Genomic DNA, 14,549 nt, shown 5'->3' with positions numbered 1-14,549 from the left:
AAATGGCAGACTGATATTGTAAAGCATTAACATAAATTTATCGTGTTAATTTCAAGCCATTCAATCCTCAGCATGGGAATTTATATATAATTTAATCACTTAATTTAATGAGCTAATAAGTGAATGATGTTAAAAAGCTATTTGATTCTTGCTTTTGCGATTGCTTGTGAAGTGATCGCAACTACGGCTTTAGTACGTTCAGAAGGTTTTACTAAGCTGGTGCCAACCTTAATTATGGCGCTTGGCTATGGCATCGCTTTTTACTGCCTAAGTATCGTCAGTAAGAGTATTCCGATTGGCATTACTTATGCCTTGTGGAGTGGTTTGGGCATTGTGCTCATTTCGATTGTGGGTTGGATTTACTTAAATCAACGCCTCGATATGCCTGCGCAGATTGGTATCGCTTTGATTATTCTTGGTGTGATCGTAATTAATCTGTTTTCAAAATCTGTTTCACATTAAACACAAAAATCAATCATGCTATGGATAATGTCCCTTTAAAATCAATCATTCGCCATTACTTATATCAAATAACCTAAATTGAATGAAACTGCACTCAAATTAAAGGAAAAAATACATGAATATTGCTGTCGATACGCCTAGTGTCCCTGAAACCATTTATTTAAAAGATTACATGCCCCCTGCCTTTGCGGTGAACAGCATCGACTTGGATATTCGTGTATTTGATACATACAGTGAAGTCACTGCCAAACTGGACATGCGACGCCAGCATGCAGGGGATTTGGTACTACTTGGGCGAGATTTAGAATTAAAATCAATCAAAATCAATGGTCAAGTGCTTAGTCCTGAACAATATCAACTTGATAGTGAACAACTCACTATTGCCAACGCACCTGATCAAGCGGTGGTTGAAACGCTTGTGATCATTCATCCTGAATCTAATACACAGCTTGAAGGTCTGTACAAAGCAGGTGACGATCTTTTTGTTACGCAAAACGAGCCTGAAGGCTTCCGTAAAATTACCTTTTTTCCTGATCGCCCTGATGTGTTGTCAGTATTTACTACGCGTGTCGAGGCGGAAAAAAAATTTCCAGTCTTGCTTGCTAACGGGAACTTGATTGAAAAAGGGGAGTTGGACGGCGGTCGTCATTATACGGTTTGGCAAGATCCAACCAAAAAGCCAAGCTATTTATTTGCCTGTGTAATTGGTGATTTACAGGTGCTCAAAGACAGCTACACCACCATGGAAGGGCGTGATGTAGCGTTGGAAATCTACGCCGAAGCCAAAGACATTCCGAAATGTCATATCGCCATGCAAGCCCTGAAAGATTCGATGAAATGGGATGAAGTGCATTACGGTCGTCCGTATGATTTGGACAACTATATGATCGTGGCGACCAGTGCGTTCAACATGGGTGCAATGGAAAATAAAGGCTTAAATATCTTCAATACCTCGTGTGTGCTCGCTGATCCTGAATACACCACAGATGCAGCGATCATGCGAGTGCAGTCGGTGATTGCCCATGAATATTTTCATAACTGGACGGGTAACCGCATTACTTGTCGTGATTGGTTCCAACTGTGTCTAAAAGAAGGCTTAACGGTTTTTCGTGATCAATCATTCTCGGAAGATTTGCAGTCGGCGGCGGTTCAGCGTATCGATGATGTGTCGGTATTGAAATCGCACCAGTTCCCAGAAGATGCAGGACCGTTATCACATCCTGCACGCCCTGATCATTTTGTTGAAATTAATAACTTCTACACCGCAACGGTCTATGAAAAAGGTGCGGAAATTTCTCGGATGATGGCGACTTTACTCGGTAAAGAAAAATTCCGCCTCGGTACAGATGAATATTTCAAACGTCATGATGGGCAAGCCGTAACAGTCGAAGATTGGGTGGCAGCACTCAGCGCGGGTTCTGGTGTGGATTTATCTGCATTTCTGACCTGGTATAACCAACCGGGTACGCCGACACTCGAAGTTAATGAAGAATATGACGCCACCACGCATGTCTATACTTTACGTTCAAAACAAAGTATCAAGCCACATGCGAAATATCCAAATCTCAAAGCAGTGCCGATTCCTGTTGCGATTGCGCTATTCGATGCGGAAACGGGTGAGCAATTTGAACTGGAGAGTGAGTCATTGATCGAAAACCATGTCAAAGACGGCATGATTTTATTTGATCAAGATGAAGCGACGATTCATTTTAATAATGTCACCAATCGTCCAGTGGTGTCATTACTGCGTAATTTCTCTGCGCCTGTGAATCTTGAATTTGCCTATAACGATGCCGAGCTTGCGTTTTTGCTTCAGCACGAAACCAGTGGCTTTAACCAATGGCAAGCAGCACAGACATTGCTTGAGAACATTTTGCTGAAAAATCATGATTCAAGCGTGTATTTAGATGCAATCACCAATGCAAAACTGTTGCCTGAGTTGATTAAAACTGATCCAAATCTTGCTTCTCGATTACTTGACTTGCCGTCAGAAAGCTATTTGGCAAGTCGCATAGATAGTGACTATCGTCCTGAAATCGTCGAAATCAAACGTGAAGCCTTGCTGAATGATTTAGCGAAACAATTTGGTGAATTTTGGAAAACCATTTACACAACACTTGATCCAAAGTCGCAAACCGAATTTAGCCAAGCGATGGGCATTCGTGCATTAAGAAATATTGCCTTAACTATGATGGCTCGACAAGGTTCTACGGAAGTGTTTGATCTCGCATATCAGCAGTATCAAACAACCGACAATATGACTGAGCGTCTTGGTGCGCTTCGTGTCCTTGTGTGGTTTGATGCACCGCAAGCGTCGGATGCTTTGCAAGATTTTTATAATCGTTTTAAAGATGAAGATTTAGCAATTGATCAATGGTTTATGATCCAAGCAGCGCATCCTCGTGCCGATCAAGCACGCATTGAGCAATTGGTGGCGCATCCTGATTATGATCTCGGTACACCGAATCGTATTCGTGCCATTACAGGTGGACTCGGCTCGCGTCCTGTCAATCTATGGGGGGAAGTCGGTACAGCGCACTTTATCAACTTGGCAAAAATCATGGATCAGAAAAATCCAATTGTTGGTTCTCGAATGATCCAAGCCTTGTCACGTTGGTATACCTTGAGTGAGCCTAAGCGCAGTGAATTGAAAGAAAAACTGCAAACGCTACAAGGTCAAGCCAAATCGAAAAATGTGGTGGAAACCATTGATAGTATGTTGAGTGTATAAATCGACTCATAAAAGATATTACAAAGAGAAATTTTTTCTTGAGGAAGTGCGGTAACTTACACAGTAACTTAGCACTTTTAATAAGAATATTTTTCAAATAGAATAAAACCAGTTAAGTTTTACGGTAGTGTAGAATTTCAACTGGTTTTATCATGATTAAATTAAATATAAAGTGAGTATAAACATGTCTGGACAATACCAATACGCAGGATTCTGGATTCGACTAGCGGCGGTGATCATCGACACCATTATTTTAATGATTATCTTTACTCCAATTGGCTTCTTATTCGCATCAGAAGCGGATATGCAAAATCCATTTGCATGGACGAAAGCAGATTGGATTATGCAAGCAATTGGCATTATCTTTATCGTGTTCTGTTGGGTGAAGTTTGCAGGAACACCTGGTAAGCGATTGCTTAAATTAAAAGTTTTAGACGAAGCTACAGGCAACAACCTCAGTATTGGGCAAGCAATCCTTCGTTATATCGGTTATATCCCTTCTACCTTGGTATTTTTTCTCGGTTACTTTTGGATGATTTGGGACGGCAAAAAGCAAGGTTGGCATGACAAGATTGCTAAGTCTGTCGTGGTCAAAGAAGTGTCATAAGACGCTTTACACCGAATAATGAGTGACGCCTAGTGCGTCATTTTTTATGCAAGTTTGTTTGATAAAAAAATGTTTTAAATGTTCTTAGTGAGCTGTTGTTGCAACGCCCAGTGTTGATGCTCAAGCACGATCTCTTGATGTTGATTATTATCTTGTGCAGAAAGTTGTTTGATAATTTCATCAGAATACGACGCATTACCCAAAGCAATCGCTACATTACGTTTAAAACTTTGAAAACCAGTTCGGCGGATTGGACTGCCTTCGGTTTTGTGTAAAAAAGTTGCTTCATCCCATTGCCAAAACTCTAGTAGTGAAGTTCGGTCTAAGCCATGTCGAGGCAAGAAATCATCAATGGTGGTGACATGCGCATAACGATTCCACGGACAGACCAGCTGACAATCATCACAGCCGAAAATCCGATTACCGATTTGTGGACGGAGTTCGAGCGGAATACTGCCTTTATATTCAATGGTCAGATAGGCGATACATTTACGTGCATCAAGCTGATAAGGTGCAACGATGGCTTGAGTCGGACAAATATCAATACAGGCGGAGCAACTGCCACAATGCGCCGTGGTTGACTCATCAAAAGGCAAGGGCAAGCCACAAAACAATTCACCCAACACAAAAAATGAACCTGAATCTCGATTGATGAGTAAAGTATGTTTACCTGTCCAGCCCATGCCTGCATTTTCCGCAAGGGCTTTTTCAAATATCGGTGCGGAGTCGCTAAATGGACGATTGGAAAATTGCCCGACTTTGGCTTCGATACGCTGTGCAAGTTGTTTTAATCGTCCACGCATGATCTTGTGATAATCCCGCCCACGCGCATAACGTGCAATGATGCCGACATCAGGCTGTTCAGGCACATAACGACCTTGTGGTTTTTCTTGTAGATAGTTCAGTCTGACGCAAAGAATACATTCTGTGCCCTCAACTAAAAGTTTGGGATTGGCACGTTTATCGAGATTTTCCGCCAAATAGTGCATATCGGCGTGATAGCCCTTGTCCAAATAGGCTTGTAGATGCTGCAATTGATCTTGTACATCAGGACGAGCCACCACACAGTCGGCAAAACCTAGGTCTTGCGCCTCTGCTTTGATCCATGCTTTGAGTGCAATCGGATCGTTACGCAGCTGTAGGTCGATACTGGGAATGGCTTTGGACATAAACGTGAGATGAATAAAAATAATTCAAAAAAAATGGAAAAGAAGTATAACAGAACCAAGGGTCTTTCATTGTATTGAGACATTCAGATGACTTTTAAATTCATCTGCTTGATGAGTGAAAATCTACGTAGCGAATTTGTAATTTTTAAAAGATAAATGTTGAAATGGAGAGGGAAAATACCATTTATTATTAACAGGTAATTCAATTGTTTGTTGTTAACGTATAGTTAGCAATCTAGAGATTCTAAGGCATTTGGGGGTTAAGTACATTTGGGTATTTCGTTTAAGCGATCGAGTCGAATAGACAAAAAGTCTGATGAAAAAAATGCACATGATTTAAACCCAGTAAATCATGAGAATGGCTTTGATCAGTCAAAATCTGACCAAGCTAAGTACGAACAATCAGCAATTATCGCCATTCAACGAGATATTCTCACGCCCATACTCAATGATCCGTCTAAGCTCAGTCATTATGCAGATCCGATTATTCAAGAGCAACAACGCCTTTTGGCACAAGCAAATATTGCGCATTCTGCCGAACTTGGGCGACTGATTCAAAACATCATTAAACAGCTGAATCAATCGAAAAAAATATTTAGCGCCAAGAAATATCATTTCTTACATCGTTGGTTTGGTGTCGATTTGGAGCATCAGGCAGGTTCGATTAACTTCTTAAAAAGTCTTGAAAAAAGTATTGAGCAAGCGACAGTGTTAAGCCAATGTGTCTACGGCGAGATCATGCAATCGCAACAAAATTTCCAAGCCTTAGAAAATAAACAGGTGGAAATGTCCCAATATATTGAGGCAGGCGAACAGTTTTTACAGCAAGCTCAGCAGTTTGCATCGAGTGCTCAATATGAGTCATTTTCAATACGATTGGATAAAAAAATCAACATGCTGATGACTTCACAACATGCCACAGATCTGGCAATGGCACAGATTCAGCTCAATCAAAATGTGGCGCTGACAATTTTAGACCGTTTTAATGAGGCGAAAAATGTATTGATTCCACTGTGGTATCAACAGATTCGGGCGAGTTATGCAGGGCAAAGTCCTGCGGAACTGGAAAAACTCAATCGACTACGTGAGCAATTGATTCGGACTTTAGATATTGAGCGCTCGCAATCCCAGTCAACACAAGCACAGCAAAGCCCAAAGCCAACAAACGTCCAACAGCAAATAAATTTCGAGTAAAAACGATCTTGAGGAAAACAACCATGAGTAATTCAAATCCATCTTCTTCTGATCCGCAAAATCAAGTCATTCAGACGGAAAATAAACTCAGCCAATCCGAATTTGAGCAACTGGATTTACAGTCTTTGGGCTTATCAGAACAAGATTTTGCCCAAGTACAAGAAGTCAGTCATGAACTGGATGAATTAGGGCAAAACAGCGTGGCGGAATATGGCAAAAATATCGCATTAGCGACCTCTAGCTATACCGATGAATTGCTACAAATGGTGCAAAGCAAAGATTTGGATGAAACAGGGCAAAAGCTCAATCAAGTGGTGCAAGTTGCACAGCAACTGAATAGTGACAATGTGCTTGCTGAGAATAAAAAGAAAGGCTTGATCGGTTCGATTTTATCGAAATTCAACGGCGCAAAGCAAAGTTTTCAACTGCGCTTTAATGATAGTAAGGCGCAAATCGACACCTTGGTCAAAGAGATTGAAACCACACAAGGTGGTCTAAAACAACGCGTGGATATGCTGGATAAAATGCACGGTGCGATTCAAGATGAGTATCGTCAGCTTGGCATCTATGTTGCCTCTGGACAGCTCAAGCAGAAACAAATCGCCAATCAAATCAGTGAATTAAGCAGTCAAAATAATGATCAAGGCAATCATCAGATCGTCAGTCAGATTTATGATCTGAATCATCATGCCAATAATTTGGAAAAGCGTGTGCATGATCTGCGCACACTACAACAGTCTGCACTGCAAACGTTACCGATGATTCGGATTATCCAATCCAATAATCTGATGCTGGTCGATAAGTTTTATGCGATTAAAAACATCACCTTACCTGCATGGAAGAATCAGATCAGCTTGGCACTGTCCTTAAATGAGCAGAAAAATAGCGTAGAGCTTGCCAATACGATTGATGATGCCACCAATGAGTTGCTGCGTCGTAATGCCGAACTTTTACATGATAATTCGGTAAAAACCGCAAAGGCGAATCAACGTGCAGTGATTGATGTAGAAACGCTAGAGCATGTGCAAAATACTTTGATTAAAACCGTCAATGATGTGATTCAGATTCAAAAAGAGGGTATGCAACAACGTGTGCAAGCCACTGAAAAGTTGAAATCTTTACAATCGAATCTGAATCAATTGGTAATCGAAGGTAGTCAGTCTGAAGTGAAAAAGTCTTAATCTCAACTTATTCGATTTTGAGCATAAATACATATGAGCAAATTAAAAGATAGGTCTTCGGTACATTTATCTGTGCAACAACAGGTTGAGTTTGAGCAAGGCTTAGTCCAACTCAAAGCACGGTGCAACAAAATGCGTGCTTCAATGATGTTGTCTTTATTGCTTGGCATCATGGCAGTGGTGGCGTTGTATTTTAATCAACAATTGATCTATGCCTTTTTTGAGATTTCACCGACTTTGCAACAACTCCATGTACCATTTAGTGCGCAAGCGGTGCAAGATCGTATTGGCGGGCAAAATGATTATTTTAGTCATTTGATTCAGTGGATTTTATGGCTTGGGCTAAAGCTCAGTGTGTCTTTTGTCGGAGCGATTTTACTGATTTTCTACGCTAAGAAACTCTCTTTTTTTAAGAAAAAGTTGAAAGGCTTTGTACAAACCACTTTGGCATTTGTGATTAGTTTTATCTTGTTATGGGTAGGATTGAGTTTTGCTCAGTACGAATGGGTTGGTAACGATCGTCAACAAGAACAGTATCTTGAAGCTGTTGAGTATCAAACCAATATTCAGCAAAGTAACGTTTATCGTTATATTCAGCAAAGTAAAATTGAAGAGCCTGTTGCAGATTACCTTTTAGCACAAACTGCTATTTTACATCGTCCAATAGATCGTGAAGTGGCATTGGCTTATTTATCCAAACTTGCCAAAGTTGAGCAAAATGATACAACTCAAATGGTGGCGTATGGTTTTAAGCCTGAACAACTGTGGATGATGCAGCATCAAATCTACGGCAAAGCAGTCACACCTTTTGCCGAAACCGTGCAAAATCAAGTCAATGAAGCGAATCGTATTGTGCAGATCATGCAATTGATTTTAATTGCTTTGATTATTAGCTTTGCTGTGTTGGTGGTGATTTTTTATCTGCTGAATTGGCGATTGAGCAAACGGCTTGGGCGGATTGAACAGCAGTTATTAAATTGAATGCTTGATGGGCGACTACTAATCAATAAAAAGTTATTCATTGCAATAAATTACCCATATAAAAAGGAATAACATGAGTAAATTAAATGAAGCATTACTCGAAATTGAAAAATTTTGGCCTGAACCTGATCCCAAACTGGTCGGGCATGAATGGTATGAAGGTGTTTATCAAGAATTTACCATGCAAGGCAAGCACGATAACAGCGAAGCACTGAAACGCATTCAAGCGGAATTTCACGATCCATTTCCAAGCGAGTTGCAAGACTATATCGTCCAAGTCTGCGATCAAAAAGGTGTCGCCTTAGATACTGTCGGTAATCCGCTGAGTTTATTGCCGTTACATGAGTTGAAATTTATTCAGGATGGATATAACTATAATTCAGTGCTCAAAGAAGACATTGACGGCTGGCCAGCGCACTATTTTATGATTGCGAATGAAGGAGGCGATCCCTATTTTATTGATTTAAAAAGTGGTACGACTCAAGTGGAAATGCGCATTCATGGTTCGGGTGGTTGGGATTATGGCGACACGGTAGCGGATAATATCCCACAGTTTTTATTGTGCGCCTGCTATCAACATGCCATGCTTAATCATCCTGACTTTGAAATCATTGATGATGAACGTGGTTTTAACTTGGTGGACAGTGTCGCCAAATGGTATTTTCCACAGATGAAAAAATATGCAGGACAGTACTATTCATTTTGGTTTGATTCTTTTCAAAATGCTTAGTGGCTTAGTGGCTTAGTGGCTTAGTGGCTTAGTGGCTTAGTTAGTATGATTATTCTTATACAACTCAAAACTCACAAAGAGAACTGATGAACACAGCGCGTAAAGGTGCAAGAAGCACCAAAGATATTCCACAAAGCATTTTAGAACAGCTTAATCGTGGTGAAATCGAATCTGCAAATTTGGTGGAATGGCTGGCTGTCGATCAAGTCGAATTATTGAAAAATTTCTTGGCTGAACTGGATTTATCTGCGCATTTTACCAATATGCAGAAACAGATTGAAAACCTGAAAAAGCCTACGGTGAATAGTCGAAATGCGTGTATTGGTAGCTTGCTGTATCAGCTTGCTTTGTCGGAACATTCAATAAAATTATTATCGAAAATCATTACACATCAATCAGATATGGTGCGCTGTTGGGCGTGTTATGCAGTTGTACTTAATCCAGAAATGAGCTTATCAGAGCGATTTAGGGTAATTCAGCCATTTGCCCAGGATACCCATTTTGGCGTGCGTGAAGTGGCTTGGATGGCGATGCGTCCCTATATTATTTTACAGCTTGAGCAAAGCATTGAGATTTTGCAAGGTTGGGTGGTGCATGAAGATGCGTTTATACGGCGTTTTGCCACTGAAGCCACTCGTCCACGTGGCGTATGGTGCAATCATATTGAAGATTTAAAAGATAATCCTGAACTGGCGTTGTCATTACTAGAGCCACTTTATCAAGATCCTGAAAAATATGTACAGGATAGCGTAGCAAATTGGCTCAATGACGCCAGTAAAACAAAACCTGAGTTTGTGCAGACTCTATGTGATCAGTGGTTGAAACAAAGTCACGCCAATCCAAAGCATATGAAAGCAACGCAATACATTGTCAAAAGAGCACTCAGAACACTTATGAAAAATGGTGTTTAAGTTTTGGCTAAAAATGCGTTTTACAAATGTGCAGAATTCCAGTTAAATAAGCACTCCAATAAAAAACCAAACTATGGAAATGAAGTTTATGGCACATCAGTTTACTGTCGAAGCAACGATTACTGGGGTTTCACTTGAGCAGTTTAAAACTTTGGTTAAAGATACCGAATTACACGAAGCAGTGTGTCGCCGTATTCCAGGGGAAAAGCTCGAAATTATCGAATCAAATTTGAATGGTGATATTTACACTTTGCGTCGTGAATACAATCTTGATGTGAATATTCCAGAGATCGCTAAAAAATTGCTGAAAGATGCTTTTCGTTTAAAGCGTAGTGATGTGACCAATGTTGAACAACTCACTTCGACGGTTGAGCTTGGTGCAAATCTTCCACTACAAGCGACCAGTCAACGTACCGTGACAGGCGACGAAAACCAAGTGAATTTTAAGCTGAATTGGACGGTTAAGGTGAAAGTTCCACTTATCGGCGGTATGCTTGAAAAACATGCAGAAGGTGAAATTCGCCGTTTTAGCGACTTAGAAATTTCAATCGTTGAAGACGAAATCAAAAAGAAATTGGCAAGTGCGTAATCTTTAGATATTTTTTAAATATAAAATTTCTAATGTTCAATTTCTAATGTATTTTTGACATACAACTTGGTGATTGTGCAGTATATTTCAGTTTTGAGCTGACTGTGCTTTCACTAAAGTTGCATGTTTCTTCCACTCGGTCTGTTATACTATTTTACACAGTTGTATAAATACTTTATCTCCTATGAATACTTTCCATACCGTCGAAGTGCTTTCTCCTGCTACCCGTTATCAAAATGCTTTAGATTCAGGTCAGTTTAGTCCTGATATTGAACAAGCCAAAGCAGTAGAAAACCTAGAACGAGTTTGGCAAGAGCTGATTCAACGCTACAAATCTTCAAAAAAAGCATTTCGTCGTTTCCGTCGTCAGGATTCGCCTGATGGTGTCTATATGTGGGGCGGTGTAGGGCGCGGTAAAACGTGGTTGATGGATCAGTTTTATGATGCTGTACCATTTCGCCGTAAGATGCGCATGCACTTTCACCACTTTATGCAACACGTACATCTAGAGCTCAATAAACTTTCAGGTCAGCGTAATCCGCTCGATATCGTTGCCGATCAGATTTATCGTGATGCGGTGGTGATTTGTTTCGATGAATTTTTTGTATCGAATGTTACCGATGCGATGATTTTGGGTGATCTATTCCAAAAGCTATTTAGTCGTGGTGTGACTTTGGTTGCGACGTCAAATATTGCACCTGATGGGTTGTATAAGAATGGCATTCATCGTGATCGCTTCTTACCAACGATTGAATTGGTGAAAAAGAATTGTACCGTGCTTAATGTTGATTCAGGTGTGGATTACCGTCTACGTGTACTGAAACAATCACAACTGTTTAAATATCCGCTGAATCGTGAGCATGAAGCGTGGATCGAAGAACGCTTTCATAGTTTGACAACCAATCAAGTCAAATCACCAGAACCGATTTTGGTCAACAATCGTGTGGTCGTAACACGCATGCACACAGAGGATGTATTATGGTGTGACTTTTCTGAGCTATGTTTGAAACCTCGTAGTCCTGCGGATTTTATTGAGATTGCGAATACTTACAATACAGTGCTTGTGAGCCATATTCCACATCTCAATGATCATTTGGCAGATGGCACACGTCGATTTATTTATTTAGTAGATGAGTTTTATGATCGCCGTGTGAAGTTGATTTTGACATCAGAAGACTCCATTATCCAGTTATATAAAGGTGAACGCCTTGCATTTGAGATTGAGCGAACTCGTTCACGTTTGCTAGAGATGCAGTCGGAAGATTACCTCAATACTGAACATCGTTTGAATGAATCGACTAATGCGACACAGCGTGAGTTGATCTGAAGAAAGTTAGTTGATCAATTGAATTGATGCAGAATGGTTTGATTGATCAGCTTTTTTGTGTAAAAGCATTACAGGCTTGAGAAAAGACTATTATTTTCTCAAAACATGTTTATTATTTTACGTGGTAATAGAGGTATGCAGATGATTTTTCATCAGTATACTAGTCGTTTAATTGAATTTTGCGTCTATTGAGTTTGCATCTACATCTATTTATGTATGTAAGCTGAACTGAACCTTAATCAAAAATTCAAAGTATCCAAAAGTTAGGAAGTACAATGACTCAACGTATTCAACAGGGCAAACTTGCGATTGCCAAAGAACTTTATGATTTTATTGAAAATGAAGCACTCCCAGGCAGTGGCATCGACAGTGCAACATACTGGAAAAACTTTGAACAAGTCGTTGTCGATCTTAGCCCAAAGAATAAAGCCTTATTAGAAAAACGTGATGCTTTGCAAAAGCAAATTGATGAATGGCATCGTAATAACAAGTTTGAACTTGAAGCGTACAAAGCATTCTTAACAGAGATCGGTTATTTAGAGCCTGAAGTTGCAGACTTCCAAATCACTACTGAAAATGTTGATGAAGAGATTGCACTTCTTGCAGGTGCGCAATTGGTTGTACCTGTACGTAATGCACGTTATTGCTTGAATGCGGCGAATGCACGTTGGGGTTCATTGTACGATGCCTTGTATGGCTTCGACGTGATCTCTGATGAAGATGGCGCAGAAAAAGGCGTAGGCTACAATCCTGCACGTGGTGCAAAAGTTATCGCATTTGCGAAGAACTTCTTAAATGAAACATTCCCATTGGCACAAGGTACACACGATGATGTGACCAAATATGCTGTGGCATCAAATGCTTTAGTTGTTACGCTTAAAGACGGCTCAACAACGACTTTGAAAAATGAAGCGCAATTCGTTGGCTTCAACGGCGAAACGTCTGCACCGAAAGAAATTGTTCTACTAAACAACGGTCTGCATGTGATTATTGAAGTAGATGCGTCTAGCCCAATCGGTCAAGCGGATTCTGCTGGCGTGAAAGATCTCATCATGGAAGCGGCAATCACGACCATTCAAGATTTGGAAGATTCGGTTGCTGCGGTTGATGCAGAAGAGAAAGTTGAAGGCTATCGCAACTGGTTAGGTTTGATGCGTGGTACGCTTCAAGAATCAATTGCCAAAGGTGATAAAGTCATCACTCGTACTTTGAATGCGGATCGTACTTGCAAAAACTTGATCGGTGGCGAAACGACGCTTCACGGTCGTTCATTGATGTTACTTCGTAATGTTGGTCACTTGATGACAAACCCTGCGATCTTGGTTGATGGTCAAGAAATCTTTGAAGGCATCATGGACGCATTGGTTACACCTTTGCTTACGATTGCAGACATCAAAGGTCAAAACGAACTTAAGAACTCTCGTAAAGGTTCGATGTACATCGTTAAACCAAAAATGCACGGTCCAGAAGAAGTTGCATTTACGGTTGAATTATTTGGTCGTGTAGAGAAAGCTTTAGGTCTTCCTGATAAGACGTTGAAAGTCGGTATCATGGACGAAGAACGTCGTACTTCTGTGAACTTGAAGAACTGTATCGCTGAAGCGAAAGATCGTACCATCTTCATCAACACAGGCTTTATGGATCGTACAGGTGATGAAATCCATACATCTATGGAAGCTGCGCCAGTGGTTCGTAAAGAAGCTGTGAAAACACAAAAATGGATTGCCGCTTACGAAAACCGTAACGTCGCTATCGGTCTTGCATGTGGTTTACAAGGTAAAGCACAAATCGGTAAAGGCATGTGGCCAAAACCTGACAGCATGAAAGACATGCTTGCGACGAAGACTGCACATCCAAATGCAGGTGCAAGCTGTGCATGGGTACCGTCACCGACTGGTGCAGCACTTCACGCAATGCACTATCATCAAATCAACGTCAAAGCACGTCAAGATCAATTGAAAACTGAACAAATGTTGTCTTTAGACGATCTATTGACACCACCATTTGCACCAGAAACCAATTGGTCAGCGGATGAGATCAACAACGAACTTGAAAATAACTGTCAAGGTATCTTGGGTTATGTAGTACGTTGGGTTGACTTGGGTGTAGGTTGTTCAAAAGTACCAGACATCAACAATGTCGGTTTGATGGAAGACCGTGCAACATTGCGTATTTCATCTCAACACGTTGCCAACTGGTTGCGTCACGGTATCGTGACTCAAGCGCAAGTGGAAGAAGTATTGAAGCGCATGGCGAAAATCGTCGATGAGCAAAATGCCAATGATCCGCTATACACGCCTATGGCGCCAAACTTTGACGGTATTGCGTTCCAAGCCGCATCTGACTTGATCTTCAAAGGCGCAGAGCAACCATCGGGCTATACAGAGCCACTATTGCACGCTGCACGTTTGAAGCTGAAAGGTTATCAAGGCGACTAATCATTTCGATGATACCGCTTTAAAAAGAAAGACTCAGTTTTTACTGAGTCTTTTTTTGATGTTTAACACGATAAGATTACGAACTTATTTGCTAAATCGACTGATGCAAGTTCAAAACTAACCCTGAATAGCCACCAAAATTCTAGACACATATAACCATCTTTTGATGGGCCTTTTCATAATCTAATGGAGAACGTTGACCATTGGAACCATGTCTACGTTTTGAATT

The 14,549-nt window shown here is 40.7% G+C and carries 12 protein-coding genes; 11 read left to right on the top strand and 1 reads right to left on the bottom strand.

The features are described from left to right. Window positions 1–126 precede the first annotated feature (126 nt). The 3 genes from MKI79_RS10290 to MKI79_RS10280 all read left to right on the top strand — a co-directional run bounded on the left by MKI79_RS10290 (window position 127) and on the right by MKI79_RS10280 (window position 3,800). The gene (locus tag MKI79_RS10290; RefSeq protein WP_241573177.1) at window positions 127–462 is read left to right on the top strand and encodes a DMT family transporter; all 336 of its coding nucleotides are present in this window, start codon (window positions 127–129) and stop codon (window positions 460–462) included. A 115-nt stretch (window positions 463–577) separates the two neighbouring features. After that, window positions 578–3,193, top strand: a complete 2,616-nt coding sequence (pepN, locus tag MKI79_RS10285; protein ID WP_241573091.1) for an aminopeptidase N — start codon at window positions 578–580, stop codon at window positions 3,191–3,193. Between the two features lie 184 nt (window positions 3,194–3,377). Beyond that, complete coding sequence (locus tag MKI79_RS10280) at window positions 3,378–3,800, top strand: RDD family protein (RefSeq protein WP_241573080.1); 423 nt, start codon at window positions 3,378–3,380, stop codon at window positions 3,798–3,800. Window positions 3,801–3,874: 74 nt separating this feature from the next. On the opposite strand, the gene queG is transcribed toward MKI79_RS10280, so the two are convergent. Continuing rightward, window positions 3,875–4,969, bottom strand: coding sequence for a tRNA epoxyqueuosine(34) reductase QueG (gene queG / locus MKI79_RS10275; RefSeq protein ID WP_241573064.1), 1,095 nt, complete (start codon window positions 4,967–4,969; stop codon window positions 3,875–3,877). Between the two features lie 270 nt (window positions 4,970–5,239). Here queG and MKI79_RS10270 point away from each other — a divergent pair, with 270 nt between their 5' ends. The 8 genes from MKI79_RS10270 (at window position 5,240) to MKI79_RS10235 (ending at window position 14,320) form a co-directional block, all read left to right on the top strand. Beyond that, a complete protein-coding gene (locus tag MKI79_RS10270; RefSeq protein WP_241573062.1) occupies window positions 5,240–6,163 on the top strand; it encodes a hypothetical protein in 924 nt (307 codons plus the stop codon). 23 nt (window positions 6,164–6,186) lie between these two features. Next, the gene (locus tag MKI79_RS10265; protein ID WP_241573059.1) at window positions 6,187–7,344 is read left to right on the top strand and encodes a toxic anion resistance protein; all 1,158 of its coding nucleotides are present in this window, start codon (window positions 6,187–6,189) and stop codon (window positions 7,342–7,344) included. 33 nt (window positions 7,345–7,377) lie between these two features. After that, entirely contained in the window at window positions 7,378–8,325 is a 948-nt protein-coding gene (locus MKI79_RS10260) for a hypothetical protein (protein ID WP_241573057.1), read from the top strand. A gap of 73 nt (window positions 8,326–8,398) precedes the next feature. Continuing rightward, the gene (locus tag MKI79_RS10255) at window positions 8,399–9,055 is read left to right on the top strand and encodes an SMI1/KNR4 family protein (protein ID WP_241573055.1); all 657 of its coding nucleotides are present in this window, start codon (window positions 8,399–8,401) and stop codon (window positions 9,053–9,055) included. Window positions 9,056–9,141: 86 nt separating this feature from the next. Beyond that, window positions 9,142–9,966, top strand: coding sequence for a DNA alkylation repair protein (locus tag MKI79_RS10250; protein ID WP_241573053.1), 825 nt, complete (start codon window positions 9,142–9,144; stop codon window positions 9,964–9,966). An 88-nt stretch (window positions 9,967–10,054) separates the two neighbouring features. Continuing rightward, entirely contained in the window at window positions 10,055–10,555 is a 501-nt protein-coding gene (locus MKI79_RS10245) for a DUF2505 family protein (RefSeq protein ID WP_241573052.1), read from the top strand. Window positions 10,556–10,739: 184 nt separating this feature from the next. Then, window positions 10,740–11,882 carry a cell division protein ZapE gene (gene zapE, locus MKI79_RS10240; protein WP_241573049.1) on the top strand — a complete coding sequence of 381 codons (1,143 nt, stop codon included), beginning with the start codon at window positions 10,740–10,742 and terminating at the stop codon, window positions 11,880–11,882. Window positions 11,883–12,157: 275 nt separating this feature from the next. After that, window positions 12,158–14,320 (top strand): malate synthase G, encoded by a 2,163-nt coding sequence (locus MKI79_RS10235; protein WP_241573042.1) that lies wholly within the window; start codon window positions 12,158–12,160, stop codon window positions 14,318–14,320. Window positions 14,321–14,549 lie beyond the last annotated feature (229 nt).

It is taken from the genome of Acinetobacter sedimenti (assembly GCF_022601685.1).
In the GTDB taxonomy this organism is placed as follows: domain Bacteria; phylum Pseudomonadota; class Gammaproteobacteria; order Pseudomonadales; family Moraxellaceae; genus Acinetobacter; species Acinetobacter sedimenti.
Note: the sequence above shows the minus strand (reverse complement) of the source record. Positions and strands in the feature narration are given on the sequence as shown.